Source organism: Pseudomonas sp. Pse79 (genome assembly GCF_024519615.1).
GTDB lineage: Bacteria > Pseudomonadota > Gammaproteobacteria > Pseudomonadales > Pseudomonadaceae > Aquipseudomonas > Aquipseudomonas veronii.
In genome coordinates, this window is the sequence record NZ_JALJRR010000009.1 from 40,199 (window position 1) to 64,210 (window position 24,012).

A 24,012-nucleotide genomic window follows, 5' to 3' on the forward strand; every position below is an offset into this window, starting at 1 on the left:
CCGCAATGCCCGGTACCTCATGAACCTCACCCGTCTTCGCGCCGACGCCCTGGCCGGCCTCACCACGTCTTTTGCCTTGCTGCCCGAGTGCATCGCCTTTGCCCTGGTGGCGCATCTCAACCCGCTGATGGGGCTCTACGGCGCGTTCATCATCTGCACCCTCACGGCATTGTTCGGCGGGCGGCCGGGGATGGTCTCTGGCGCCGCAGGGTCGATGGCGGTGGTGATCGTCGCGCTGGTGGTGCAACACGGCGTGGAGTATTTGCTCGCGACGGTGCTGCTGGGCGGGCTGATCATGCTGGTCTTCGGCCTGCTGCGCCTGGGCAAGCTGGTGCGGATGGTGCCGCACCCGGTGATGCTGGGGTTCGTCAACGGCCTGGCGATCATCATCGCCCTGGCGCAGTTGGAGCATTTCAAGAGCGGTGATACCTGGCTCAGCGGCACGCCGCTGTATGTGATGAGCGGCCTGGTGCTGGTGACCATGGCCATTGTCTACCTGCTGCCGCGCCTGACCCGTGCCGTGCCGCCCGCCCTGGTGGCGATCCTCGGCGTGGGCTTGGCGGTGTACCTGCTGGGCTTGCCGACGCGCACGCTGGGCGACATGGCCCACATCGCCGGTGGCCTGCCGAGCTTCGCGCTGCCGCAGATCCCCTGGAGCCTGGATACCCTCGGCATCATCGCGCCCTACGCGTTTCTGATGGCGATGGTCGGCCTGCTGGAAACCCTGTTGACCCTCAACCTCACCGACGAAATCACCGAGAGCCGCGGCTACCCCGACCGCGAAAGCATGGCCCTGGGCGCGGCGAATATGCTCTCGGGCCTGTTCGGCGGCATGGGCGGTTGCGCGATGATCGGGCAAACCGTGATCAACCTCAGCTCCGGCGGGCGCGGACGTTTGTCCGGGGTCTTGGCTGGGGTGATGATCCTGTTGTTCATTCTGTTTCTGTCACCGCTGATCGAGCGCATCCCGCTGGCGGCGCTGGTCGGGGTGATGTTCGTGGTGTCGCAGCAGACCTTCGCCTGGGCGTCGCTGCGGGTGATCAACAAGGTGCCGCTCAATGACGTGCTGGTGATCATTGCGGTGACCGTGATCACCGTGTTCACCGACCTGGCCACGGCGGTGCTCTGCGGGATCGTGATCGCGGCGCTGAACTTCGCCTGGCAACAGGCGCGTGAACTGTACGCCGATGAATATCTGGAAGCGGACGGCAGCAAACTCTACCGCGTGCATGGCACGTTGTTCTTTGCCTCGACCACGCCGTTTTTGAATCAATTCGACCCGGCCAACGACCCGGCCGCGGTGACGCTGGATTGCCGCCACCTGAGCGTTGTCGACTACTCCGCGATTGCCGCGCTGATGACCTTGCGCGAGCGTTACAGCAAGGCCGGCAAGCATCTGCGCGTGCTGCATTTGTCCGAGCGCTGCAAGAAGCTGCTCAAGCGCGCCAAGGTCCATCACGACTGACCGCAACCCCTGTAGGAGCGAGCTTGCTCGCGAAAAACCCGAGAGCGCCACGTCTATCCAGGCAACACGCGTCATCGTTGACGATTTTCGCGAGCAAGCTCGCTCCTACGGGAGGGCGAGGGTTTTCATTCATTACGGCCCGACCAGGTCTTCCAGTTCCTGGGCGCGGGTCTGGGTCATGTCCAGTACACAGGCGGAGCCGTTGACCTGATCGATGCTGCCGCCGGTGGCACTGCCGGCAAAGGCGCAATTGGCATCGCGGTATTTGATCCACAGGCGCTGCACGTCCTGCAATTGCTGCTTGCGCGCGCCTTCCTGGGCGGCGAGGGCGGCCTGGTAGGCAGTGTTCAGGCGTTTGTCCTGCACCTTGGCCTGCTGGGTGTTGCACTTGACCATGTCCACGGTCGTGTTGGCGCTGTCCATGCATTTCTTCAGTGCGGCGTTGTCGGCGGCCGACGCGCTGCCGCACAGGGCGAGCAGCAGGGCGCAGGCGGTGAGAGAGGTGCGGGTCATGATCGAGTGTCCTGGATGTTCGTGGGGGCGCATTTTAAGACTCAAGCGTGCGCGTTGAGTTTCCGGTCTTTTCTGAATTTGATGTAAGAACACCCCCCGAATTTTCATGCGCGGCCGTTGGGCATGTCCCAACGCGACAGCGCTTATCTGTGGGCGAAAATTACTTTCATAAAAATTGAAAATGCTCCTCGGTAATGATTTATGAGTTTCACAACCAATTCGACGTGACCCTTTCCGAGGAGTACCGCATGGCCGCATCACCGGGCTTCGGGCTATTGGCATACGCCGCCATCGCCATCATTGCTTTGATCGTGCTGATTGCACGTTACCGACTCAACCCGTTTATCGTCATCACCCTGGTGTCCATCGGCCTGGCGCTGATGGCCGGGATGCCGGCGGACACCATCATGGGCTCCTACGAAGCGGGCGTCGGCAAAACCCTGGGGCATATCGCCCTGGTGGTCGCGCTGGGCACCATGCTCGGCAAGATGATGGCTGAATCCGGCGGCGCCGAGCAGGTGGCACGCACGTTGATCAACCGGTTCGGCGAGCGCAATGCCCATTGGGCGATGGTGTGCATTGCCTTTCTGGTGGGGCTGCCGCTGTTTTTCGAGGTCGGTTTTGTGTTGCTGGTGCCGATCGCCTTTACCGTGGCGCGGCGTGTGGGGGTGTCGATCCTGATGGTCGGCTTGCCGATGGTTGCCGGCCTGTCGGTGGTGCATGCGCTGGTGCCGCCGCACCCGGCGGCGATGATGGCGGTGCTGGCGTATAACGCCTCGGTCGGGCAGACCGTGCTCTATGCGATTTTGATCGGCATTCCCACGGCGATCATCGCCGGCCCGCTGTACGCCAAGTTCATCGTGCCGCGCATTCACCTGCCGGCGGAAAACCCGCTGGAGCGCCAGTTCATCGAGCGCGAGCCACGCAGCCGTTTGCCGAGTTTCGCCCTGACCATGGGCACCATTCTGTTGCCGGTGGTGCTGATGATGATCGGCGGCTGGGCCAATCTGATTTCCACGCCCGGCAGCGGTTTCAACCAGTTCCTGTTGTTTATCGGCAACTCGGTGATCGCGCTGCTGGTGGCGACCCTGGTGAGTTTCTGGACCCTCGGCCTGGCGCAGGGTTTCAACCGCGAGTCGATCCTCAAGTTCACCAACGAATGCCTGGCGCCGACCGCGAGTATCACCTTGCTGGTGGGCGCGGGCGGCGGGTTGAACCGGATTCTGGTGGACGCCGGCGTGACCAACGAAATCCTCGGCCTGGCCCACGCGTTCAACCTGTCGCCGCTGGTGATGGGCTGGTTGTTCGCCGCGTTGATGCGTATCGCCACCGGCTCGGCCACCGTGGCCATGACCACCGCTTCCGGGGTGGTTGCGCCGGTTGCGCTGGGCCTGGGTTATCCACACCCTGAATTGCTGGTGCTGGCGACCGGGGCGGGTTCGGTGATCTTTTCCCACGTCAACGACGGCGGCTTCTGGCTGATCAAGGAATACTTCAATATGACTGTGATCCAGACCTTCAAGACCTGGACCGTGTTGGAGACCCTGATTTCGCTGGTCGCCTTCGGTCTGACGTATGGTCTGTCCTGCGTCCTGTAACCCGGAGCCTCCATGGACATCCTCTACCAGATCCGCGCCCGCCAGGCGTCTTTCAGTGCCGGCGAAGGGCGTATCGCCAAGCTGATGCTCGATGACGTGGGCTTTGCCGCGTCGGCTAGCCTGGAGGCGTTGTCCCAACGCGCCGAGGTCAGCACCGCGACGTTGTCGCGGTTTGCGCGCAGCGTCGGGTGCCGGGATTTGCGCGACTTGCGCCTGCAACTGGCTCAGGCCAGTGGCGTGGGCAGCCGCTTCCTCGACCCGGCGGGCAAGCCTGAGCAGTCGGGGTTTCATCGGCAGATTCTCGGTGATATCGAGGCGACGTTGCGCCAGCACTTGTCGGGGTTCGATCAGGCCGGCTTCGTCGATGCGGTCAGCCTGCTGGGCAAGGCGCGGATGATCCACGCGTTCGGCATGGGCGGCCCATCGAGCCTGTGCAGCGATGAGTTGCAAGTGCGTCTGGTGCGCCTGGGCTATCCGATTGCCGCCTGCCATGACCCGGTGATGATGCGCGTCACGGCGGCGACGCTGGGGCCCGAGCAGGCGCTGATCGTCTGTTCGCTCAGCGGCCTCACCCCGGAGTTGCTGGACGTGGTGGCCCTGGCGCGCAACTACGACACGCCCATCGTCGCCATCACCCTGGCCGCTTCACCCCTGGCCGGGCTGGCGGATGTGGTGCTGGCGCTGCAACCGGCCGAAACCAGCTTCATCTACAAACCCACGGCGGCGCGCTACGGCATGCTGCTGGCCATCGACCTGCTCGCCACCGAGCTGGCGCTGGCCATGCCGGACGACAACCAGGAACGCCTGCGCCGCATCAAGCTGGCCCTCGACGACTATCGCGGTGGGCCCGACAGCCTGCCGCTGGGAGACTGATATGCAGTACGACACGCTGATCCGCCAGGCGCTGGTCATGGATGGCCGCAACACGCCTGGGTATGTCGCCGATGTGGGGCTGCGCGACGGGCGTATCGAGGCGATCGGCGACTTGTCGGCCGCGCTGGCCACGCAGGTGATCGACGCCCGCGGCCGGGTGTTGGCGCCGGGGTTTATCGATGTACACACCCACGATGACACGGTGGTGATCCGTCAGCCGCAGATGCTGCCCAAGCTCAGCCAGGGCGTGACCACGGTGATTGTCGGCAACTGCGGTATCAGCGCCTCGCCCGTAAGTTTGCGCGCTGAGCCGCCGGACCCGATGAACCTGCTGGGCCCGCGTGAAGCGTTCACCTATCCGCGTTTTGCCGATTACCGCGCCGCCGTGGAACGCGCCCAGCCGGCGGTCAACGTCGCGGCGCTGATCGGCCACACGGCGCTGCGCAGCAACCATATGGACGACCTGCATCGCAGCGCCACTTTCGATGAAATCGCCGCGATGCGCGCGCAGTTGCGCGAGAGCCTGGAGGATGGCGCCCTTGGCTTATCCACCGGCCTGGCCTACGCCAGCGCGTTCAATGCCGAGACCGATGAAGTGCTGCAACTGAGCGAAGAACTGACGGCGTTCGGCGCGGTGTACACCACCCATCTGCGCAGTGAGTTCGAACCGGTGCTGGCGGCCATGGACGAGGCGTTTCTGATCGGTCGGCATGCTCAGGTGCCGGTGATCATTTCCCACCTCAAATGTGCCGGCGCGGGTAACTGGGGGCGTAGTCCGCAGCTGTTGGCGGCGCTGGAGCAGGCGGCGAAAACCCATCCGGTGGGGTGTGATTGTTATCCCTATGCGGCGAGTTCTTCGACCCTGGATCTCAAGCAAGTCACCGATGCATTTCGCATCACCATCACCTGGTCGACAGCGCACCCGGAAATGGGCGGGCGCGACTTGCAGGCGATCGCCGCCGAGTGGGATGTTTCGCTGATGGACGCGGCCCGTCGCCTGCAACCGGCGGGGGCGGTGTATTACGGCATGGACGAAGCGGATGTGCGCCGTATCCTCGCGCATCCGCTGTCGATGGTCGGGTCGGATGGGTTGCCTGAAGATCCGTTCCCGCATCCGCGCTTGTGGGGCGCGTTTCCACGGGTGTTGGGCCACTTCAGTCGGGACGTCGGGCTGTTCCCGCTGCACACGGCGGTGCATAAGATGACCGGCTTGTCGGCGGCGCGATTCGGCTTGTCGGAGCGGGGCGAAATCCGTGTAGGGCACTGGGCCGACTTGGTGCTGTTCGATCCGTTGCGCGTGCGCGATGTGGCGGATTTCAAGGCGCCGCAGCAGGCGGCAGAAGGGATTGATGGCGTGTGGGTCAACGGCGTGTTGAGCTACAGCGACGGGCAGCCGAATGGTCAGCGGCCGGGGCGGTTCCTGGCGCGCAGTGGGGATTTGCGGGCTGGGTTTTCGACTCTATAGTGGGCGCTCTTACACACGGAGCGGTTGCCATGCACTTAGGAAAAGTCACCCCCATCCTGCGGATTTTCGACGAGGCCAAGGCGTTGGAGTTTTATGTCGACTTCCTTGGGTTCAAGGTCGATTGGCAACATCGCTTCGAGGCGAATTTTCCGTTGTACCTGCAGGTGTCGTTGGGTGAGTGCGTACTGCATTTGTCCGAGCACCATGGCGATGCATCGCCGGGTGCGGCGGTGCGGATTCAGGCGCAGGGTGTAGACGCCTATCAGCAGCAATTGCAGGGCAAGGACTATCGTTTTGCCAAGCCAGGCGTTGAAGAAATGCCCTGGGGTTCGCGGGAGATGAGCATCCACGATCCGTTTGGCAATCGGCTGGTGTTTGTCGAGGAAGGCGAGGGCTGAGGGGTAAATCGCAGGCAATAAAAAACCGCCTTAGTAGGGCGGTTTTTTTGTGCAAACCCGGTTTGCGGTTGGGGTTGCGATCTCACAGGAAGCACTGACGTGTTGGCGATACTACTGCCGCTTCGGGGCTTTATGCAAGGCCTGACGATAGGTGGTCTTTCACTTGAGCCCCGCAAAAAACAGCAACAACTTTTAAGGGGAATTGGCCGTTGCTTGTCACACCTTGGCGTAGGGGAGTGAGCTAGTATCGCCCTCGTTCTGCGTTCATCGTGAGGTAGGTTGGCTGGGTTCGCGCGCAAATTTTGGACCGACTGCCACGGGCTAGTAATCCGTGCCGGATTCATGCAAGAGGACCATAAACCCAGCCGCCTCACAGGAGCACTGACGTGCATCCAAAGGCTCACATGTTCCGGTAAGTGCGCTGGAGGCAAGGCCCAACTCATGGAGGGCCGAGTATGTCTAAGTTTGCACGACATGCGTGGAACCTCGTCATGAATGCCTTGCGTGTTTATCACGTATGGACATTCCTGCGAGACAGCTTCGATGACCGCTAAGGTCTGAGAAGTGGAGCCGCCCCGGTGCATACCGAGGCGGCTTTTTGGTTTTTACACCCGGAAGTGGCTGACCATCTGCTGCAACTGGCTGCCCAAGCGCGCTAGTTCCACACTCGACTTGGCCGTCTCGTCACTCGCGGTAGCGGTCTGTTCCGACACGTCACGCACGTTGATGATGCTGCGGCTGATTTCTTCGGCCACGGCGCTTTGCTCTTCGGCTGCCGCTGCGATCTGCTGGTTCATCGACTGGATGTTCGACACCGTGCGGGTGATGTTTTCCAGGGATACGCCGGCCTTGCGCGTCAGTTCGACGCTGCTGTCGGTGAGGCTGCGGCTGTTGTTCATCACCGCGGCCACCTGCTGGGTGCCGTTCTGCAAGCCGGCCACCAGGCCTTCGATTTCTTCGGTGGATTTCTGCGTGCGCTGGGCCAGGCCACGCACTTCGTCGGCGACGACGGCAAAGCCGCGACCGGCTTCACCGGCACGCGCCGCTTCAATCGCGGCGTTGAGCGCGAGCAGGTTGGTCTGCTCGGCCACGGCCTTGATCACGTCCATCACGCTGCCGATTTTGTTGCTCTCTTGTTGCAGATGGCTCATGGCGTCGGTGGAACGCGCCACTTCGGCGGCCAGGCGTTCGATCTGGGCGATGGCTTCGGCCACCACCTTGTCGCCTGCGCGGGCTTGGCCATCGGCATCGGCAGCGGCCCGGGAGGCTTGCTCGGCGTTGCGTGCGACTTCCTGCACGGTGGCGGTCATTTCGTGCATGGCGGTGGCGACTTGATCGGTTTCGATCTTCTGGCTGTTCACCCCGGCACTGGTCTGTTCGGTCACGGCCGACAACTCTTCGGCGGCGCTGGCGATCTGGGTCACGCCGTCACGAATGCCGCTGATCAACTCGCGCAGGGTCGTGCCCATGCGCTGGATGCCTTGTTGCAGTACGCCCAGTTCATCGCGGCGGGTGACCTGGATATTGTGGCTCAGGTCGCCGGAGGCAATGCGTTCGACCACGGCCAGGGTTTCCTGGATCGGGCGTGTGATCTGGCGGGTGATCACCAGTGCCGCGACGATGCCGACCAGTAACGCGAGCAGCGTGCTGATCAATTGCAGGCTGCGGGCTTGGGCGCTTTCGGCGTCGCGGCGGGTGAGCTGGATGTCGTAGAGCTTGTCGCTGATGGTGACGATATCCGCCCCTTGGGTGGTCATTTCGGCGCGCGCGGCGACGATATTGGCGTTAGCCGCCTTGTAGTTCTGCACCGCACTGCGATAGGCGCCGAGCGCGCTTTCCAGGGCGCTGAGCGCGACCTGTTGGCTGCCGCCGAACGCCGCGCCGAGGCCTTTCAAGCCGGTGATGGCTTTTTCGATCTGGGCGGCGGCGCGGGCTTCGGTGTCGGCGTTGACGTTGCCGGTGTAGCCGCGCACTTCGTAGCGGGCCAACTGGAACTCTTGTTTGGCATGAGTCACGGCCTGGTACTGGGTGAAGCGCTCGGGGTTGTCGGGCGTCTGCTGCACACTGCTGTCCAGTGCGTCGATCTGGGCGTTGGCGATGTCGGCCTTATCGCCCATGACCTGGCGCGCAGCATTGCCGGCACGGTAGGCCTCACGCATTTTGTTCAGCGATTGCTGATACGCCGTGATGACGGTTTTCTGCTCGTTGAGCAGTTTGACGTTGTCCGGGCTCTTGAAGCTGTCCAGGAGTGTTTGCTGCTGGGCGGCGAAGGCATCCAGGCTGGTTTGTACGTTCTGCGCCACGCTTTCATCGCCGTTGGCCAGCATGTATTGCAGGCGCACGATGCGCAGCTTGGTCAGGGAGGCGTTGAGCTGGGTGATGTCGCTCATCCAGTTGCTACGGTCGATCAGGCCGCCGAGGCTGGTCCAGCCGGTCAGCGCCAGGATCGAGGTGAGGACAAGCACCAGGCCGAAGCCCAGGCCCAGTTTGAGGTTGACGCTGATGTTACCGAACCAGCTGTTCATCGAGTGCTCCGCAAAAATGATGTTTGTCTGCTGGACGGTGTTGTTGTTTGAGCCAGCCAAGGTGTTTAGGCCATATCGGCGGGCACAGGGGAAACTGAAACGATTAATTAGTCCGCGCGATGTACGGGACCCTGCATCACCGAGCATCGGCGCCAGGCAGGCATGACGTGGGCGGGGCTCATTCCGCACGCGCATTCTGTGCTAGTCTGCTGGCCCTTTTAGTTCTGGGCGGTGCGGGAAAACCGTGTTTTCAGCGCTGCCCTACAGCGGAGCCTCTTCATGTCCGAAGTTAATCTGTCCACCGACGAAACCCGCGTCAGCTACGGTATCGGCCGTCAGTTGGGCGACCAACTGCGCGACAACCCGCCACCGGGCGTGAGCCTGGACGCAATCCTGGCCGGCCTGACCGACGCGTTCGCCGGCAAGCCAAGCCGTGTTGATCAAGAGCAAATGGCCGCGAGCTTCAAGGTCATCCGCGAAATCATGCAAGCCGAAGCGGCTGCCAAGGCGGAAGCGGCTGCAGGCGAGGGCCTGGCGTTCCTGGCGGAAAACGCCAAGCGTGACGGCATCACCACTCTGGCTTCCGGCCTGCAATTCGAAGTGCTGACTGCCGGTGAAGGCGCCAAGCCGACCCGTGAAGACCAAGTGCGTACTCACTACCACGGCACCCTGATCGACGGCACGGTGTTCGACAGCTCCTACGAGCGCGGCCAGCCTGCGGAATTCCCGGTTGGCGGCGTGATCGCCGGCTGGACCGAAGCCCTGCAACTGATGAATGCCGGCAGCAAATGGCGCCTGTTCGTGCCGAGCGAACTGGCTTACGGCGCTCAAGGCGTTGGCAGCATTCCGCCGCACAGCGTTCTGGTATTCGACGTCGAGCTGCTCGACGTTCTGTAAGACCTGCTTTTGATTACCTGTAGGAACGAGCTTGCTTGCGACAAACGTCAACGATGACGCGAGCATCCTGGATGAACGCGTTGCTTGTGCGTTCTTCGCGAGCAAGCTCGCTCCTACAGGGTTTTGCGCGGTCGCTCATGGGTGAAACTTGCCATTGAGTTCCGTCGCCGGGCGCAATGCTCGGGCATAGCAGAACAGAAACAGGTTGCGCACCACTTCCTTCAGTACACCGGGTTCACTGGAACTCAGGCCATTCACGTCCAGGTCGCCCTGGTCCTGCAGTTCGTTCAGCGCTTCTTCCTCCAGCACCGCACAGACTTCCCCGGTTTCCCGATGGAGGATGCGCAGGTAAGGGTGTGGGCGGTCCAGCCAGGCATCTATCAAATAAGTCATGTCGTTCTCCTTGATGGGTTTCAATGAGAATAATTCTTATTCGTAGAATAGCAAGTGCCTATTGGCGGTTTGCGGATTTTTCTGCGTGGGTCGTGCGAGGGATCAACAGCCAGGGCGAAACGCCATCCCGCGGCGGGCGCGGGATGGAAGCAGCAGGATCAGACCTTGCGGACGAACTCGGACTTGAGTTTCATCGGGCCGATACCGTCGATCTTGCAGTCGATATCGTGGTCGCCGTCGCACAGGCGGATGTTCTTGACCTTGGTGCCGACCTTGACCACCAGGGAGGTGCCCTTGACCTTGAGGTCTTTGATCACGGTGATGGTGTCGCCGTCCTGCAGGACGTTGCCTACAGAGTCTTTCTTCACGGTTTCATCGCTGGCCACTTCGGCCTCGCCAGTGGCGGACCACTCATGGGCGCATTCCGGGCAGATCAGTTGGGCGCCGTCTTCGTAGGTGAATTCGGAATTGCATTTCGGGCAGGGTGGCAACGTGCTCACTAAAGCTCCTTAAAGGTCAGGATGGCTAAAGTCGCACATTATATAGGGAATTGTAGGAAGACAGGGCGCGGTCTTGGATTGGTAATACAAACTAAATGTGGGAGGGGGCTTGCCCCCGATGGCGGTATTTCAGTCTAAGCATAAGTTGACTGATCCACCGCTATCGGGGGCAAGCCCCCTCCCACATTTGGTATTTCTAGTGCGTGCGCGCGACCGCGAACTCGCTCAGCTCGACCAGGGCGTCCCGGTATTCGCTGGCGGGGAGGGCGTCCAGGCACTTGATCGCACGGGCCACGTAGTCACGCGCCAGGTGGGCAGTGTAGTCCAGGGCGCCGGAGGCTTCCACGGCGGCGCGGATGCTTTCCAGGTCTTCGATCCCGCCTTTCTGGATCGCCTTGCGTACCAGGGCCGCCTGTTCCGGCGTGCCTTCGCGCATGGTGTAGATCAGCGGCAAGGTCGGCTTGCCCTCGGCCAGGTCGTCGCCGACGTTCTTGCCCAGGGTCTCGGCGTCGCCACGGTAGTCGAGCAGGTCGTCCACCAGTTGGAACGCCACGCCCAGGTGGTCGCCGAAGGTGCGCAGGGCTTCGGCCTGCTCGGCCGTGGCTTGGCACAGGGCGGCGGCGCTGTGGGTCGAGGCTTCGAAGAGCATCGCGGTTTTGCCGCGAATCACTTCCATGTAGGTTTCTTCGGTGGTGCTGGCGTCACGCACCTTCGACAACTGCAACACTTCGCCTTCGGCGATGATGCGCGTGGCCTGTGAAAGAATCTTCATCACCGGCATCGAGCCCAGTTCGACCATCATTTCGAACGAGCGCGAGTACAGGAAGTCGCCGACCAGCACGCTCGGGGCGTTGCCCCACATCGCGTTGGCGGTCTCGCGACCACGGCGCATGCCGGACATGTCGACCACGTCGTCGTGCAGCAGGGTCGCGGTGTGCAGGAACTCGATGGTGGCGGCCAGCAGGCGCAGGTCATCGCCTTCGCGGCCCAGGGCCTTGCCGCACAGCAACACTAATAAAGGACGCAGGCGTTTACCGCCCGCCGACGTAATGTAGTCGCCAATTTTGGAGACCAGCGGCACTTTAGACGTCAGCTGCTGCTTGATGATGCCGTCGACGGCGCTAAAATCGTCCGCGACCGCGCGGTAGAAAGCTTGGGGTTGCATCAGCGACAGTCGCTCCAGAAGGGTTGCGCGGCATGCTAGGACCCTGACCCCGCAGTGTCAAGGCGCGATAGACGGCCTCTTGCAACGTATCCGCGCCTTGCGTACAATCGCGCACCCTGAACTTCCTGGGCAGCACCTGCCTTACGCAATTGCATTCGGGACGTCCATCCCATGCAGCCATGCCAGCCAATACCTCTTCTTATAAAGCGCTGGGTGAGCAGGATTATCGGAGAAATACCATGTCGTACGCAGTAATTGTTACTGGTGGCAAGCAATACAAGGTCGCCCCAGGTGAATACCTGAAGATCGAAAAACTGGAACTCGCTACCGGCGACTCCGTGACTTTTGATCGCGTTCTGTTGGTCGCCAATGGCGATGACGTGAACATTGGCGCTCCAGTTGTTGCTGGCGCTACCGTTGTGGCTGAAGTGATCTCCCAAGGTCGTCACGATAAAGTCCGCATCATCAAGTTCCGTCGTCGTAAGCACCACATGAAGCGTATGGGCCACCGCCAGTGGTACACCGAGATCAAAATCACCGGTATTCAGGCTTAATTTCAGCCTAATTCCTCACTAGGAGAATTGACTCATGGCACACAAAAAAGCTGGTGGTAGTACCCGTAACGGTCGCGACTCAGAAGCCAAACGCCTTGGCGTGAAGATGTATGGCGGCCAGGTTATCATTCCGGGCAACATCATCGTGCGTCAGCGCGGCACCCAATTCCACGCCGGTTACGGTGTTGGCATGGGTAAAGATCACACTCTGTTCGCTAAAATCGACGGCGTGATCAAGTTCGAAGTAAAAGGCGCCTTCGGTCGCCGTTACGTGAGCATCGTCCCGAAGACTGACGTCGTCGCGGCATAATTACGTAGTTGCTGGAAAAGCCCTGTCTCGCGACGGGGCTTTTTCGTTTGTGGAGTGAGTCTCTTGCAAAGCTGTTTGTAATGAGCTCAAGCGCTGGATTCGCGGTCGTTGATTGAGGTCGCTGCGCTCATTTTTGCAAGAGTCTTATGTCTTGGTTTCTTAAGCTCGTCCGTGCGGCGAGAGGCGTTTTGTTATGAAGTTCGTTGATGAAGTTTCCATCCGAGTAAAAGCAGGCGACGGCGGTAACGGTTGCATGAGTTTCCGTCGCGAAAAATTCATCGAAAACGGTGGCCCCAACGGCGGTGACGGCGGTGACGGCGGTTCCATCTACATGATGGCCGACGAAAACCTCAACACCCTGGTGGACTACCGTTACACCCGGCACTTCGATGCCGAGCGTGGTTCCAACGGCGGCAGCACCGATTGCACCGGTAAAAAAGGTGAAGACATGGTGCTGCGCGTACCGGTCGGCACCACGATCATCGACTCCGCGACCCAGGAAGTGATCGGCGACCTGACCAAGGCCGGCCAGAAGCTGATGGTTGTGCAGGGCGGCTGGCACGGTCTGGGTAACACCCGTTTCAAGTCCAGTACCAACCGTGCGCCACGCCAGACCACGCCAGGCAAGCCGGGCGAGCAGCGTGACCTCAAGCTGGAAATGAAAGTACTGGCCGACGTGGGCCTGTTGGGCCTGCCGAACGCCGGCAAAAGTACCTTCATCCGCTCGGTCTCGGCCGCCAAGCCGAAAGTCGCCGACTACCCGTTCACCACCCTGGTGCCAAACCTGGGCGTGGTCAGCGTCGACCGTTGGAAAAGCTTCGTGATCGCCGACATTCCCGGCCTGATCGAAGGGGCTTCCGAAGGTGCGGGCCTGGGTATCCGTTTCCTCAAGCACTTGTCGCGTACCCGTTTGCTGCTGCACCTCGTCGACATGGCGCCGCTGGATGACACCAGCGCACCGGACGCCGCCGAAGTGATCGTCAACGAACTGACCAAGTTCAGCCCGTCCCTGGCTGAGCGTGATCGCTGGCTGGTGCTGAACAAGTGCGACCAGATCCTCGAGGAAGAGCACGAGGAGCGCGTCAAGGAAATCGTCGATCGCCTGGAGTGGACCGGTCCGGTCTACGTGATCTCGGCCATCGCCAAAGAAGGCACCGAGCGCCTGACCCGCGACATCATGCGTTACCTGGAAGACCGCGCCGACCGCCTGGCGGCCGACCCGGTGTTCAAGGCCGAACTCGCCGAGCTCGACCAGCGCATCGAAGACGAAGCCCGCGCCCAGCTGCAAGCCCTGGACGACCAGCGTGCCTTGCGCCGCAGCGGCGTGAAGTCGGTCCATGACATCGGCGACGATGATTGGGACGAAGAAGACGTGGATGATGAAGACGGTCCGGAAATCATTTACGTGCGCGACTGATTCGTTGCAGTAAACTTAAGCGCCGCTCACTCGAGCGGCGTTTTGGTATCTGGGGATACCTGCAGTCACGAATGTAGTCACGAATAACGTTATGGGCGGCGCTGGGTCGCGTCCCGCCCTCTAACTAAGGTTGAAGATGATGCGGAGCAAAGTGACAGGTGCGCAGCGCTGGGTCGTAAAGATCGGAAGTGCGTTGCTGACGGCGGATGGCAAAGGGCTGGATCGCGCAGCCATGAGTGTGTGGGTCGAGCAGATGGTGGCCTTGCATGAGGCCGGCGTCGAGTTGGTGCTGGTCTCGTCCGGAGCGGTTGCCGCCGGGATGAGCCGCCTCGGCTGGACCGCGCGACCCAGCGCGATGCACGAACTGCAAGCCGCTGCCGCCATTGGTCAGATGGGCCTGGTGCAAGCCTGGGAATCCAGCTTCGCCGAGCACGGCCTTCACACCGCGCAGATCCTGCTGACCCACGACGACCTGTCCGACCGCAAGCGCTACCTCAACGCCCGCAGTACGTTGCGCGCGCTGGTGGAGCTCAAGGCGATCCCGGTGATCAACGAAAACGACACGGTGGTCACCGACGAAATCCGTTTCGGCGACAACGACACCCTGGCCGCTCTGGTGGCCAACCTGGTGGAAGCCGACCTGTTGGTGATCCTCACCGACCGTGACGGTATGTTCGACGCCGACCCGCGCACCAACCCCGACGCCAAATTGATCTACGAAGCCCGCGCCGATGACCCGGCGCTGGACGCCGTGGCCGGCAGCGTCGGCGGCGCGCTGGGCCGTGGCGGCATGCAGACCAAGCTGCGTGCGGCGCGCCTGGCGGCGCGTTCGGGTGCCCACACGATCATCGTCGGCGGGCGCCTGGAGCGCGTGCTCGACCGCCTCAAGGCCGGTGAGCGCATCGGTACGCTGCTGTCGCCGGAACGCGGCATGCTGGCCGCGCGCAAGCAGTGGCTGGCCGGGCATTTGCAGACCCGCGGCACCCTGGTACTCGACGATGGTGCCGTGGCGGCGTTGTCCCTGGGTCACAAGAGCCTGCTGCCGGTGGGCGTCAAGTTGGTGCAGGGCAGCTTCCGCCGTGGCGAGATGGTGGTGTGCGTGGCGCCGGACGGTCGTGAGATCGCCCGCGGCCTGGCCAACTATAGCGCGCTGGAAGCGCAGAAAATCATCGGGCAGTCGTCTGAGGCGATTGTCGGTCTGTTGGGTTACATGGCGGAACCGGAACTGGTCCACCGCGACAACCTGATTCTGGTTTAAACGAAAGGAATACACGATGCGTGTGATGAAGGGATTGCTCGGCCTGCTGTTGGCCATGCCGTTGCTGGCGTCGGCCGAAGAGATCGGCCAGGTGTCGACGGTGTTCAAGTTTGTCGGCCCCAACGACCGGATCGTGGTCGAAGCCTTCGACGACCCCAAGGTCGATGGCGTGACCTGCTACCTGTCCCGCGCCAAGACCGGCGGCGTCAAAGGCGGCCTGGGCCTGGCCGAAGACCGCTCCGAGGCGTCGATTGCCTGTCGCCAGGTCGGGCCGATCCGCTTCAAGGGAGAACTCAAGGATGGCGACGAAGTGTTCAAGGAACGCACGTCGCTGGTGTTCAAGACCATGCAGGTGGTGCGCTTCCTCGACAAGAAGCGCAATACCCTGGTGTACCTGGTCTACAGCGACCGCCTGATCGAAGGCAGCCCGCAGAACGCCGTTACCGCGATTCCGATTTTGCCGTGGCCGACCGCGCAGTGATCCGCAGGCGAGTTTTGTAATCGGCGTCTATGATTGCAGGCTTGCGGGTTGTAATCTCGAAGAGCCGCAATGCAAAGAACATGGGATATCTGGAGTTCGTCATGAGTGCTTTCCACGACCTGAAACTCAAAGCGTTGGACGGACAAGAGCTGCCACTGGCGCCCTTCAAGGGCAAAGTTGTGCTGGTGGTCAACGTGGCCTCCAAATGTGGCTTGACCCCGCAATACGCGGCGTTGGAAAACCTCTATCAGCAGTACAAGGACCAGGGGTTTACCGTACTCGGCCTGCCCTGCAACCAGTTTGCGGGCCAGGAACCGGGGACCGAGAAAGACATCCAGGAATTCTGCAGCCTCAATTACGGGGTGAGCTTTCCGCTGGGCAGCAAACTCGATGTGAACGGCCCTGAGCGTCACCAGTTGTACCGCTTATTGGCGGGCGAGGGCGCCGAGTTCCCCGGGGACATCACCTGGAACTTCGAGAAATTCCTGCTGGGCAAAGACGGGCGGGTGCTTGCGCGTTTCTCGCCGCGAACGGCACCGGATGATCCGGCCGTCGTCCAGGCCATCGAAAAAGCCCTGAGCTGATCCCCTGACCTGTAGGCGTGAGCATGCTCGCGAAAAATCCAGGCGCACCGCGTTGATCCAGTATGAACGCGTTATCGTTGACGATTTTCGCGAGCCAGCTCGCTCCTACAGGTGTCCGGCATTTCTAAGCCTTAATCACCCTGATCAATAGTGCTACTCAGCACGCTGCACGCGCCATATTATCGGCATCATAAAAACCGTCTTTCGTGGAGTGTTGCCATGCCTGTCCAAGCCTTGTTCAAACCGTTCCACCTCGGAACGCTGCAACTGTCGAGTCGTGTGGTAATGGCGCCGATGACCCGTTCGTTTTCCCCGGGCGGCGTCCCCAATTCCAAAGTCATCGAGTACTACCGCCGCCGTGCTGCGGCGGGTGTGGGCCTGATCATCACCGAAGGCACCGTGGTCGATCACCCGGCGTCCAACGGCTATCCCAATGTCCCGCACTTCTATGGTGAAGCGGCGCTGGCGGGCTGGAAGAAAGTGGTCGATGCCGTGCATGCCGAAGGCGGCAAAATCGTCCCGCAGTTGTGGCATGTGGGCAGCGTGCGCCGCATCGGTACCGAGCCGGATGCCAGCGTACCGGCCTACGGACCGATGGAAAAACTCAAGGATGGCAACGTGGTTGTCCACGGCATGACCCATCAGGACATCAAGGACGTGATTGCCGCCTTCGCCCAGGCGGCCAGGGACGCCCAGCGCATCGGCATGGACGGCGTGGAGATCCACGGCGCCCATGGTTACCTGGTGGACCAGTTCTTCTGGGAAGGCAGCAACCAGCGCAGCGACGAATACGGCGGCAGCCTGGCCAACCGTTCGCGTTTTGCCATCGAACTGATCCAGGCCATCCGTGCCGCCGTCGGCCCGGATTTTCCGATCATCCTGCGTTTTTCCCAGTGGAAGCAGCAGGACTACACCGCGCGCCTGGTGCAAACCCCCGAGGCTTTGGGCGAGTTTCTCAAGCCGCTGTCCGACGCCGGCGTGGATATTTTCCACTGCTCCACCCGGCGCTTCTGGGAGCCGGAGTTCGAAGGTTCCAACCTCAACCTGGCCGGCTGGACCCGCCAGCTCACCGGCAAGCCGACCATCACTGTCGGCAGCGTCGGCCTGGATGGCGAGTTCCTGCAGTTTATGGTTAACACTGACAAGGTTGCGCAACCGGCCAGCCTGGAGAAGCTGCTGGAGCGTTTGAACAACGATGAGTTTGATCTGGTCGCCGTCGGCCGTGCCCTGCTGGTGGACCCGGATTGGGCGGTGAAGGTCCGCGAACACCGCGAGGGCGACATCCTGCCGTTCAGTCGTGAGGCGTTGACGACCCTGGTGTAACGGGCCGGGCTCCCGGTGGTTGCCACCGGGAGCTGTTCAGTTGGAGCGGTCAATACTCTACTGACTTGCGCAGCTCCTGGCGGTGATCGGTCTTGTGCCCGTCTTGGCGCGCAGCCTGGTCATAAGTGGGCGGTGCTGCTCGAGACTGATCCAGCCATTGTTGCTGACGCGTCCACTCTGCGGTTGGCATGTTGATGCCATTGCGCACTCCCATTCCGTAAATTGCCATATCTCAGGGTCTCCATTGATCTAAGGGACCTGCGTTAGCAGCAGGTATCAATGATTGGTCATCCACCGTTCGCCGTTCCAGGGGGAAATATCGAGTAAACCTTGCGCAACCTATGGCAATCGGTGTGCAACACGGTCCGCTAGCTCGGGCGGGAGGCCGGGTAGACAGCGCCCGGCCTCCCGCCGGTTTTCAGCGCGTTGGGTTTTTCAAGGCCTATTGTCTTGTTGTTGGCCTATCCGGATTAACCGTAGTAGGCATCTTCCGCCGGTTCGGAATGGACCGCTGCATATTGCGTGGTGGCGTAGGATGCTTGACCGTCATGCGTTGACGGGCGGTCAGTGAACTGTGGGCGATAGCCGCCGCCGTTGTGCGGACGTTCCCATTGATTCTGCGGCGGCTGCCAGTTGTTTCCAGGGTGTGTGGGTTGCGGGCGATAGCCGCCGTTCTGTGGCGGGCGTTGCCAGTCATTCTGCGGCGGCTGCCAGTTGTTTCCAGGGCGCGTGGGTTGCGGGCGATAGCCGCCGTTCTGTGGCGGGCGCTGCCAGTCGTTCTGCGGCGGCTGCCAATCGTTTCCAGGGTGCGACGGTTGCGGGCGTTGCCACTGGTTGCCCGGACGTGCCGGCTGCGGGCGGTTCCAGCCGTGGTTCGCGTTATAGGGTTGTTGGTGTGACGGTCGTCCGTGATCGTACTGGGCGCTGTTGGATGGGCAGGTGTCTGTCGGCCCTTGAGTGGGCGTGTTGAACGGTTGGAATCGCAGCGCCATTGATCCATTTATCAGTGTCGACATAGTGCTCTCTAATTAATGTTTCATCATGAATGACCTGCCTTTTTTGAGTGCGTCCAGAGACAGACACCTCTTCCTTGGCAGGTGTCATGTAGGTGGCGATAAATCGCGCGACGTTCCGGAAATATCCTGTTGTGGCGCGCCGACTCCGATGGCTTCAGGTAAAAAATCCTAATGATGAAGCCGTTATTCAGGGGGAAGTCTGGAGGGAAGGCGAACTAACTGACGTTATTCGCAGATCGTTCAACGAACATAAGGCTGCGTTGGAGCGGCCAACGGTTCTGCGCACACATCGCGTAACTGGTTCTCGAACTGCTCGATGATCGCCGGCCAGCCCTGGTGACTGGCATGATGGCGCGCATTGAGGCGGGCCCTGCGCAAATGTTCGCGATCTTCCAGCAGCCAATTGGCCGCGTCGCAGAACGCTTCCTCATCGCCGGGCATCGCCAGCACGCCGTTGTAACCGTGGCGGATATGCTGGGTTGCGGCCGCCTGGTCATATGCCACCACCGCGAGTCCGGAGGCCATGGCTTCCAACACCACGTTGCCGAAGGTTTCGGTCAGGCTGGGAAACAGGAACAGGTCTCCCGAGGCGTAGTGTCGCGCCAGTTCTTCGCCGCGCTGGGTGCCGCAGAATATGGCGTGCGGCAGGTCGTGCTCGAGCAGCGCGCGTTGCGGTCCGTCGCCGACCACGATCAGTTGCAGGCGACGCTGTGGATAAGTACTGCGCAAGGCATCGAAGCAGCGCTTGAGCATGCCCAGGTTCTTTTCCTGCGCCAGGCGCCCGACGTGCAGCACTGCAATATCGTCATTGCCCAGGCCCCAGCTTTCGCGCAAGGCGTTATCGCGCTTGGCCGGGTGGAACAACTGGCTGTCGACCCCGCGCGACAACATCCCCAGGCGTTCGAAGTGGCGGCGCTCCAGCTCCAGGCGTTGGCTGGCGCTGGGTACCAGGGTCAAGGTCGAGCGGTTATGAAACCAGCGCAGGTAGTGCGTGACCACGCGGCTCAACATGCTCAGGCCGTACTGGTTCGAGTACTGCTGGAAATTGGTGTGAAAACCGCTGACCACGCTGATCCCCAAGCGACGCGCTGCACGTAGTGCCGACAACCCGAGCGGTCCTTCTGTGGCGATGTACAGCACATCCGGGCGTTGGCGTGTCCAGCGGCGCAGCAGCTTGTGCATCGACGACTGGCCCCATTGCAGGCCTGGATAGCCGGGCAACGGCCAACCGCGGCACAGCAGCAATTCGTTGTCGCTGGGGCGGCTTTGGTCAATGCCTTGGCGCGGGCGCACCAGTTCGACCTGATGGCCGCGCGCGCGCAAACCCTCGCACAGGCGACCCAATGTATTGGCCACCCCGTTGATCTCTGGCGGGAAGGTTTCGGTAATCAGAGTGATGTGAAGCGAAGCTGTCGTCATGACCCACAGTGTCGCTGTGGGCTGTGTCGCCGATGTGTCATACAGATGATGGATTTATGACGGGCATTGGCGGCAGGCGGCAATGCGCCAATCCTTTAAGCACAGAGCCCTTCGGCTCTGTGCAGATCGCTGGCCTGGGGGGCTCAGAAGGTGATTTTAGACGGCGTGACATAGCTCGTATCTTGCACACCGAGCACTTTATTTTGCGGGCCGAATTCACGGTCGCCAGGGTTCAGAGTCCCGTTCGCGTTTGGGGGTACGCTGATCGAGCTACTGTCTGTTGGTTTTGTATTCTGGTCCCTGGATTGAAAGTCGGGAAGCGGGCCGGGCCTGCCTGGTGGTTTTGTATTCTGGTCCCTGGATGGAAAGTCGGGAAGCATTGGCCCGAACCTGGGTCCTGGTTTTGATGGCGGGACGCTGGGTGGGGTGCGGGGTGGCCCGCTGGGAGGCGGGTCGATCCTGAGTCCTGTGTTTGTTGGCAGGTTGGGAAGCGTGCTGATCATTGTGAGGCTCCTGTTGTCACGGGTTTGATTGCCGACCTCGGTTGCCCCAAGGTCGGCTCAGGTTGTGTGGCCTCAAAAAACAATCAGTTCCGGCACCGGTCGACCGGCCAGCGTACCGTTATCGCGGTGTGTTCAACGCCGTCTCGGCACCTTGCTCGCGCACCCAGAACAACGTCGCCCCGGCCACCGCCGCCGGCATCATCAGCAGGTTGACCACCGGCACCAGCAGCACCAGGTAGACGCTGCCGCCGAAGCTCATGCTCTGCCAGCGTTTCTGGCGCAGCCAGGCGAGCATTTCGTTCCAGCCCAGCTTGTGGTTGTCGGCCGGGTAGTCGATGTATTGGATCGCCATCATCCACACGCCGAACAGCAGCCACAACGGCGCGGCGATCAGGTTGACCACCGGAATGAACGACAGGATAAACAGGCCGATTGCCCGCGGCAGGAAGTAGCCCAGCTTGCGCATCTCCCGCGCCAGGGTGCGCGGGACCATCGCCACCAGCTCGGCCCAACTGAACGGCGGGAAATCGTCGGTGCCACGCACCACCACTTCAACTTTCTCCGCGAGAAAACCGTTGAACGGCGCAGCGATGACATTGGCGAGCATGGTGAAGGTGAAAAACACCATCAACACCACCAGCACCACGAACAGCGGCCACAGGATATAGCTGAGGAAACTCAGCCAGCCGGGCAGCGTCGGCATCAACGCGTCGACCCACAGGCTGAACTGATGGCCGGCGAAATAGATCAGGCCGACGAACAGCACCAGGTTGATCGCCAGCGGCAGCAGCACAAACAGGCGCAGGCCGGGGCTCAACACCAGTTTGAGGCCTTCACGCAGGTATTGCGGACCGGAAAGAACAGGGGCGGGCATGGAGAACTCCGAGCAGAATGACGAACGCGCCGACCTTACCGGCTTTGCCTTCAGGACGAAAGCACGCGCAATGCCAGGACATCAGCAGAAACAAACGCGTCGATCAGCTGGGCCTGCTGCATAGATACTGCCTATGAGCTGGATTGTTATTCCGTATTTCCTTAATCTTGCCCCCCTCTATACGCTGCACCCATTATTTTCAGGATCTGCGAGTTCAAGCCTTCCCCAAGTGCTTCGCGGTCCTTTTTTATTCCAGCCGCCTTGTTGTCCGGGCGGTCGACAGGAGCGAGTCATGTCTGATACCCGTCATTCGCGAGTGATTATTCTCGGTTCCGGCCCTGCCGGTTACAGCGCTGCCGTCTACGCTGCCCGAGCCAACCTCAAGCCACTGCTGATCACCGGCATGCAGGCGGGCGGTCAGTTGACCACCACCACTGAAGTCGACAACTGGCCGGGCGACGTCCACGGTCTGACCGGCCCGGTGCTGATGGAGCGTATGAAAGAGCACGCCGAGCGCTTCGAAACCGAGATCGTGTTTGACCACATCAACCAGGTCGACTTCTCGAAAAAGCCTTACAGCCTGACCGGCGACAGCGGCGTCTACACCTGTGACGCGCTGATCATCGCGACCGGCGCCAGCGCCCGTTACCTGGGCCTGCCGTCGGAAGAAGCGTTCATGGGCAAGGGCGTGTCCGCCTGCGCGACGTGCGACGGTTTCTTCTACCGCAACAAGCCGGTCGCTGTGGTCGGCGGTGGCAACACGGCCGTGGAAGAGGCGCTGTACCTGGCCAACATCGCCAGCACCGTGACCCTGATTCACCGTCGCGAAACCTTCCGCGCCGAGAAGATCCTGATCGACAAGCTGCACGCGCGTGTGGCTGAAGGCAAGATCATCCTCAAGCTCAACGCCACCCTGGATGAAGTCCTCGGCGACAACATGGGCGTGACCGGTGCGCGCCTGAAAAACAACGACGGCAGCTTCGACGAGCTGACAGTCGACGGCGTGTTCATCGCCATCGGCCACACGCCGAACACTTCGCTGTTCGAAGGCGTGCTGGACGCCAAAGACGGTTACCTGGTGGTGCAGGGCGGTCGCGAAGGCAATGCCACGGCGACCAACATCGAAGGCATCTTCGCCGCCGGTGACGTGGCTGACCACGTGTACCGCCAGGCCATCACCTCGGCCGGCGCCGGTTGCATGGCGGCCCTGGATGCCGAGCGTTACCTCGACGGTTTGCAGAACGCTTAGGTCTGAACCCGCTGAAATGAAAAAACCGGCGAAAGCCGGTTTTTTTTGCGCGGGATTTGATGATCCATCGCTATCTCAATTTGGTAATCCAATCACTGTGGGAGCTGGCTTGCCTGCGATAGCGGTGTGTCAGCCAACGTCTATGCAGGATTTACCGTCGCCATCGCAGGCAAGCCAGCTCCCACATTAAATCGGGTTTGCACGTTGGATCAGCGGCGAGTCAGTGGTTGCTGGTCAAACTTCACACCCGCCAACCCATGCGCGATCAACGCCCGAATATTGCCATGGTCACTGCCCTCAGGCGTGGCGACCACCGAACGGTAATGCTCGCCAAACGCCAACAAGGCGTGCTGGTCGCTCAACCCTTCCAGCAAGGCCAGGCCCAGGGTCTTGCACGAACCTTCGTTCTGCCCGGCGGCGTTTTCCACGGTGCCGTTGGTGAAGGCTTGCGGCTGGTAGTCGTAACCGGCGGCAACGAAGGCCAAGGTGTCGGCGAAGAGATGTTCGCCGCTGTCGAGGCTGGCGCGCAGGGTATTCAGGTCAGTCATGGGGTTTTCCTTTGGCGAACGCCGCCTGTTGTTCGGCGCTGGCTTCTTGCTGGTATTGGGCTTTCCACTCGGCATACGGCATGCCGTACACCACTTCACGCGCGTCATCGAGGCTCAGCGCGATCTGGCGCTCGTCGGCCTCGGCCTTGTACCACTTGGACAGGCAGTTGCGGCAGAAGCCGGCGAGGTTCATCAGGTCGATATTCTGTACATCCTTGCGGCTGTCCAGGTGTGCGACCAGCCGCCGAAAGGCGGCGGCTTCGAGTTCGAGGCGTTGTTGATCGGTCATAGGGCTCACGTAAATCCAGGGGTTAGCGGCTGGCCGCCAGGGTAATCGAAACCGATTCGGCAAAGCGCAGCGCGTGGGGCTTGTCCACTTCGACTTCGGCGTACAGCACCGACTCGTTGCTCATCACCAGGTCCAGCAGTTCCTGGGTCAGGCGCTCCAGCAGGGCGAAGCGGTTGCCTTCGACGTGGGCGATGATCGCCTTGGTGATGGTGCGGTAATTCAACGCGTGGTCGATATCGTTGTCGCGCACGGCGTCCTGGGCGGCATACAGGATGGTCAGGTTGATCAGCACATCCTGCTTGTTGAGGATTTCATCCTCGTTGATGCCGATATAGGTGCGCAGGCACAGGTCCTTGACCCGGATGCGCGCCATGCCTGGTTGAAGTTGTGGCATT

The 24,012-nt window shown here is 61.4% G+C and carries 26 protein-coding genes and 1 pseudogene; 14 read left to right on the top strand and 13 right to left on the bottom strand.

The features are described 5' to 3' along the window. The first annotated feature begins 19 nt into the window (after positions 1–19). Positions 20–1,465 (top strand): SulP family inorganic anion transporter, encoded by a 1,446-nt coding sequence (locus NR164_RS13495; protein ID WP_079444687.1) that lies wholly within the window; start codon positions 20–22, stop codon positions 1,463–1,465. A gap of 132 nt (positions 1,466–1,597) precedes the next feature. Here NR164_RS13495 and NR164_RS13500 read toward each other — a convergent pair whose 3' ends face one another. Next, on the bottom strand, positions 1,598–1,978 hold the full coding sequence (locus NR164_RS13500) for a lysozyme inhibitor LprI family protein (RefSeq protein ID WP_201021530.1): 381 nt from the start codon (positions 1,976–1,978) through the stop codon (positions 1,598–1,600). 248 nt (positions 1,979–2,226) lie between these two features. Here NR164_RS13500 and NR164_RS13505 point away from each other — a divergent pair, with 248 nt between their 5' ends. Genes NR164_RS13505 through NR164_RS13520 form a run of 4 tightly spaced genes read left to right on the top strand, consistent with a single transcriptional unit; the run spans position 2,227 to position 6,312 of the window. Beyond that, positions 2,227–3,576: a gluconate:H+ symporter gene (locus NR164_RS13505; RefSeq protein WP_198718519.1), complete on the top strand. Its 1,350-nt coding sequence runs from the start codon at positions 2,227–2,229 to the stop codon at positions 3,574–3,576. A gap of 12 nt (positions 3,577–3,588) precedes the next feature. Next, complete coding sequence (locus NR164_RS13510; RefSeq protein WP_057005291.1) at positions 3,589–4,449, top strand: MurR/RpiR family transcriptional regulator; 861 nt, start codon at positions 3,589–3,591, stop codon at positions 4,447–4,449. Position 4,450: 1 nt separating this feature from the next. Next, positions 4,451–5,914 carry an amidohydrolase family protein gene (locus NR164_RS13515; RefSeq protein ID WP_128192591.1) on the top strand — a complete coding sequence of 488 codons (1,464 nt, stop codon included), beginning with the start codon at positions 4,451–4,453 and terminating at the stop codon, positions 5,912–5,914. A 29-nt stretch (positions 5,915–5,943) separates the two neighbouring features. Further along, positions 5,944–6,312: a glyoxalase superfamily protein gene (locus tag NR164_RS13520; RefSeq protein ID WP_017847743.1), complete on the top strand. Its 369-nt coding sequence runs from the start codon at positions 5,944–5,946 to the stop codon at positions 6,310–6,312. Between the two features lie 605 nt (positions 6,313–6,917). Here the strand turns inward: NR164_RS13520 and NR164_RS30555 are convergent. Both NR164_RS30555 and NR164_RS30560 read right to left on the bottom strand, forming a co-directional pair. Further along, positions 6,918–7,781, bottom strand: coding sequence for a methyl-accepting chemotaxis protein (locus NR164_RS30555; RefSeq protein ID WP_372340286.1), 864 nt, complete (start codon positions 7,779–7,781; stop codon positions 6,918–6,920). Further along, positions 7,773–9,032, bottom strand: a pseudogene (locus NR164_RS30560) (methyl-accepting chemotaxis protein); the annotation flags it as partial. The gene NR164_RS30555 and the pseudogene NR164_RS30560, both read right to left, overlap by 9 nt. 84 nt (positions 9,033–9,116) lie before the next feature. On the opposite strand from NR164_RS30560, the gene NR164_RS13530 reads away from it, so the two are divergent. Next, positions 9,117–9,734, top strand: coding sequence for an FKBP-type peptidyl-prolyl cis-trans isomerase (locus NR164_RS13530; RefSeq protein ID WP_017847745.1), 618 nt, complete (start codon positions 9,117–9,119; stop codon positions 9,732–9,734). 135 nt (positions 9,735–9,869) lie between these two features. Here the strand turns inward: NR164_RS13530 and NR164_RS13535 are convergent, their stop codons facing one another. The 3 genes from NR164_RS13535 to NR164_RS13545 all read right to left on the bottom strand — a co-directional run bounded on the left by NR164_RS13535 (position 9,870) and on the right by NR164_RS13545 (position 11,792). Further along, the gene (locus tag NR164_RS13535) at positions 9,870–10,127 is read right to left on the bottom strand and encodes a hypothetical protein (protein WP_003194088.1); all 258 of its coding nucleotides are present in this window, start codon (positions 10,125–10,127) and stop codon (positions 9,870–9,872) included. Between the two features lie 158 nt (positions 10,128–10,285). Beyond that, entirely contained in the window at positions 10,286–10,627 is a 342-nt protein-coding gene (locus NR164_RS13540; RefSeq protein WP_017847746.1) for a zinc ribbon domain-containing protein YjdM, read from the bottom strand. 196 nt (positions 10,628–10,823) lie between these two features. Then, positions 10,824–11,792, bottom strand: coding sequence for a polyprenyl synthetase family protein (locus NR164_RS13545; RefSeq protein WP_017847747.1), 969 nt, complete (start codon positions 11,790–11,792; stop codon positions 10,824–10,826). A 239-nt stretch (positions 11,793–12,031) separates the two neighbouring features. Between NR164_RS13545 and rplU the strand changes: the two genes are divergently transcribed. The 7 genes from rplU (at position 12,032) to NR164_RS13580 (ending at position 17,719) form a co-directional block, all read left to right on the top strand. Continuing rightward, a complete protein-coding gene (gene rplU, locus NR164_RS13550) occupies positions 12,032–12,346 on the top strand; it encodes a 50S ribosomal protein L21 (RefSeq protein ID WP_017847748.1) in 315 nt (104 codons plus the stop codon). A 34-nt stretch (positions 12,347–12,380) separates the two neighbouring features. Further along, entirely contained in the window at positions 12,381–12,656 is a 276-nt protein-coding gene (rpmA, locus tag NR164_RS13555) for a 50S ribosomal protein L27 (RefSeq protein WP_007901871.1), read from the top strand. Between the two features lie 193 nt (positions 12,657–12,849). Then, a complete protein-coding gene (cgtA, locus tag NR164_RS13560; RefSeq protein ID WP_017847749.1) occupies positions 12,850–14,073 on the top strand; it encodes an Obg family GTPase CgtA in 1,224 nt (407 codons plus the stop codon). Positions 14,074–14,212: 139 nt separating this feature from the next. Next, the gene (proB, locus tag NR164_RS13565) at positions 14,213–15,331 is read left to right on the top strand and encodes a glutamate 5-kinase (RefSeq protein WP_057005288.1); all 1,119 of its coding nucleotides are present in this window, start codon (positions 14,213–14,215) and stop codon (positions 15,329–15,331) included. Between the two features lie 16 nt (positions 15,332–15,347). Further along, positions 15,348–15,812 carry a CreA family protein gene (locus NR164_RS13570; RefSeq protein ID WP_017847751.1) on the top strand — a complete coding sequence of 155 codons (465 nt, stop codon included), beginning with the start codon at positions 15,348–15,350 and terminating at the stop codon, positions 15,810–15,812. Between the two features lie 101 nt (positions 15,813–15,913). After that, entirely contained in the window at positions 15,914–16,396 is a 483-nt protein-coding gene (locus NR164_RS13575; RefSeq protein WP_017847752.1) for a glutathione peroxidase, read from the top strand. Positions 16,397–16,615: 219 nt separating this feature from the next. After that, positions 16,616–17,719 (top strand): NADH:flavin oxidoreductase, encoded by a 1,104-nt coding sequence (locus NR164_RS13580; protein ID WP_017847753.1) that lies wholly within the window; start codon positions 16,616–16,618, stop codon positions 17,717–17,719. Positions 17,720–17,768: 49 nt separating this feature from the next. On the opposite strand, the gene NR164_RS13585 is transcribed toward NR164_RS13580, so the two are convergent. The 4 genes from NR164_RS13585 to cysZ form a co-directional block, all read right to left on the bottom strand. After that, the gene (locus NR164_RS13585; RefSeq protein WP_032804636.1) at positions 17,769–17,948 is read right to left on the bottom strand and encodes a hypothetical protein; all 180 of its coding nucleotides are present in this window, start codon (positions 17,946–17,948) and stop codon (positions 17,769–17,771) included. A gap of 241 nt (positions 17,949–18,189) precedes the next feature. Beyond that, positions 18,190–18,711 (bottom strand): hypothetical protein, encoded by a 522-nt coding sequence (locus NR164_RS13590; protein WP_079444683.1) that lies wholly within the window; start codon positions 18,709–18,711, stop codon positions 18,190–18,192. A gap of 264 nt (positions 18,712–18,975) precedes the next feature. Then, complete coding sequence (locus NR164_RS13595; RefSeq protein WP_017847755.1) at positions 18,976–20,154, bottom strand: glycosyltransferase family 1 protein; 1,179 nt, start codon at positions 20,152–20,154, stop codon at positions 18,976–18,978. 621 nt (positions 20,155–20,775) lie between these two features. Beyond that, the gene (cysZ, locus tag NR164_RS13600; protein ID WP_017847757.1) at positions 20,776–21,531 is read right to left on the bottom strand and encodes a sulfate transporter CysZ; all 756 of its coding nucleotides are present in this window, start codon (positions 21,529–21,531) and stop codon (positions 20,776–20,778) included. Between the two features lie 292 nt (positions 21,532–21,823). Here cysZ and trxB point away from each other — a divergent pair, with 292 nt between their 5' ends. Continuing rightward, positions 21,824–22,780, top strand: coding sequence for a thioredoxin-disulfide reductase (trxB, locus tag NR164_RS13605; RefSeq protein WP_017847758.1), 957 nt, complete (start codon positions 21,824–21,826; stop codon positions 22,778–22,780). Between the two features lie 209 nt (positions 22,781–22,989). Here the strand turns inward: trxB and NR164_RS13610 are convergent, their stop codons facing one another. Genes NR164_RS13610 through folX form a run of 3 tightly spaced genes read right to left on the bottom strand, consistent with a single transcriptional unit; the run spans position 22,990 to position 24,011 of the window. Next, the gene (locus tag NR164_RS13610; RefSeq protein ID WP_017847759.1) at positions 22,990–23,328 is read right to left on the bottom strand and encodes a HopJ type III effector protein; all 339 of its coding nucleotides are present in this window, start codon (positions 23,326–23,328) and stop codon (positions 22,990–22,992) included. Continuing rightward, positions 23,321–23,617 carry a DUF1244 domain-containing protein gene (locus NR164_RS13615; RefSeq protein WP_017847760.1) on the bottom strand — a complete coding sequence of 99 codons (297 nt, stop codon included), beginning with the start codon at positions 23,615–23,617 and terminating at the stop codon, positions 23,321–23,323. Before NR164_RS13615 ends, NR164_RS13610 begins: the two co-directional genes overlap by 8 nt. Positions 23,618–23,639: 22 nt before the next feature. Further along, the gene (gene folX, locus NR164_RS13620; RefSeq protein ID WP_026140129.1) at positions 23,640–24,011 is read right to left on the bottom strand and encodes a dihydroneopterin triphosphate 2'-epimerase; all 372 of its coding nucleotides are present in this window, start codon (positions 24,009–24,011) and stop codon (positions 23,640–23,642) included. Between the last annotated feature and the right edge of the window lies 1 nt (position 24,012).

Bases quoted from the DNA above. Each gene is read 5' to 3' on its own strand.
- NR164_RS13615 (WP_017847760.1), bottom strand. From the start codon at position 23,617: ATGACCGATCAACAACGCCTCGAACTCGAAGCCGCCGCCTTTCGGCGG.
- NR164_RS13545 (WP_017847747.1), bottom strand. From the start codon at position 11,792: ATGCAACCCCAAGCTTTCTACCGCGCGGTCGCGGACGATTTTAGCGCC.
- NR164_RS13590 (WP_079444683.1), bottom strand. From the start codon at position 18,711: ATGGCGCTGCGATTCCAACCGTTCAACACGCCCACTCAAGGGCCGACA.
- NR164_RS13595 (WP_017847755.1), bottom strand. From the start codon at position 20,154: ATGACGACAGCTTCGCTTCACATCACTCTGATTACCGAAACCTTCCCG.
- rplU (WP_017847748.1), top strand. From the start codon at position 12,032: ATGTCGTACGCAGTAATTGTTACTGGTGGCAAGCAATACAAGGTCGCC.
- NR164_RS13510 (WP_057005291.1), top strand. From the start codon at position 3,589: ATGGACATCCTCTACCAGATCCGCGCCCGCCAGGCGTCTTTCAGTGCC.
- cysZ (WP_017847757.1), bottom strand. From the start codon at position 21,531: ATGCCCGCCCCTGTTCTTTCCGGTCCGCAATACCTGCGTGAAGGCCTC.
- NR164_RS13495 (WP_079444687.1), top strand. From the start codon at position 20: ATGAACCTCACCCGTCTTCGCGCCGACGCCCTGGCCGGCCTCACCACG.
- rpmA (WP_007901871.1), top strand. From the start codon at position 12,381: ATGGCACACAAAAAAGCTGGTGGTAGTACCCGTAACGGTCGCGACTCA.
- NR164_RS13610 (WP_017847759.1), bottom strand. From the start codon at position 23,328: ATGACTGACCTGAATACCCTGCGCGCCAGCCTCGACAGCGGCGAACAT.
- NR164_RS13520 (WP_017847743.1), top strand. From the start codon at position 5,944: ATGCACTTAGGAAAAGTCACCCCCATCCTGCGGATTTTCGACGAGGCC.
- NR164_RS13535 (WP_003194088.1), bottom strand. From the start codon at position 10,127: ATGACTTATTTGATAGATGCCTGGCTGGACCGCCCACACCCTTACCTG.
- NR164_RS13530 (WP_017847745.1), top strand. From the start codon at position 9,117: ATGTCCGAAGTTAATCTGTCCACCGACGAAACCCGCGTCAGCTACGGT.
- NR164_RS13585 (WP_032804636.1), bottom strand. From the start codon at position 17,948: ATGGCAATTTACGGAATGGGAGTGCGCAATGGCATCAACATGCCAACC.
- NR164_RS13505 (WP_198718519.1), top strand. From the start codon at position 2,227: ATGGCCGCATCACCGGGCTTCGGGCTATTGGCATACGCCGCCATCGCC.
- folX (WP_026140129.1), bottom strand. From the start codon at position 24,011: ATGCCACAACTTCAACCAGGCATGGCGCGCATCCGGGTCAAGGACCTG.
- trxB (WP_017847758.1), top strand. From the start codon at position 21,824: ATGTCTGATACCCGTCATTCGCGAGTGATTATTCTCGGTTCCGGCCCT.
- NR164_RS13570 (WP_017847751.1), top strand. From the start codon at position 15,348: ATGCGTGTGATGAAGGGATTGCTCGGCCTGCTGTTGGCCATGCCGTTG.
- cgtA (WP_017847749.1), top strand. From the start codon at position 12,850: ATGAAGTTCGTTGATGAAGTTTCCATCCGAGTAAAAGCAGGCGACGGC.
- NR164_RS30555 (WP_372340286.1), bottom strand. From the start codon at position 7,781: ATGGGCACGACCCTGCGCGAGTTGATCAGCGGCATTCGTGACGGCGTG.
- NR164_RS13580 (WP_017847753.1), top strand. From the start codon at position 16,616: ATGCCTGTCCAAGCCTTGTTCAAACCGTTCCACCTCGGAACGCTGCAA.
- proB (WP_057005288.1), top strand. From the start codon at position 14,213: ATGCGGAGCAAAGTGACAGGTGCGCAGCGCTGGGTCGTAAAGATCGGA.
- NR164_RS13500 (WP_201021530.1), bottom strand. From the start codon at position 1,978: ATGACCCGCACCTCTCTCACCGCCTGCGCCCTGCTGCTCGCCCTGTGC.
- NR164_RS13575 (WP_017847752.1), top strand. From the start codon at position 15,914: ATGAGTGCTTTCCACGACCTGAAACTCAAAGCGTTGGACGGACAAGAG.
- NR164_RS13515 (WP_128192591.1), top strand. From the start codon at position 4,451: ATGCAGTACGACACGCTGATCCGCCAGGCGCTGGTCATGGATGGCCGC.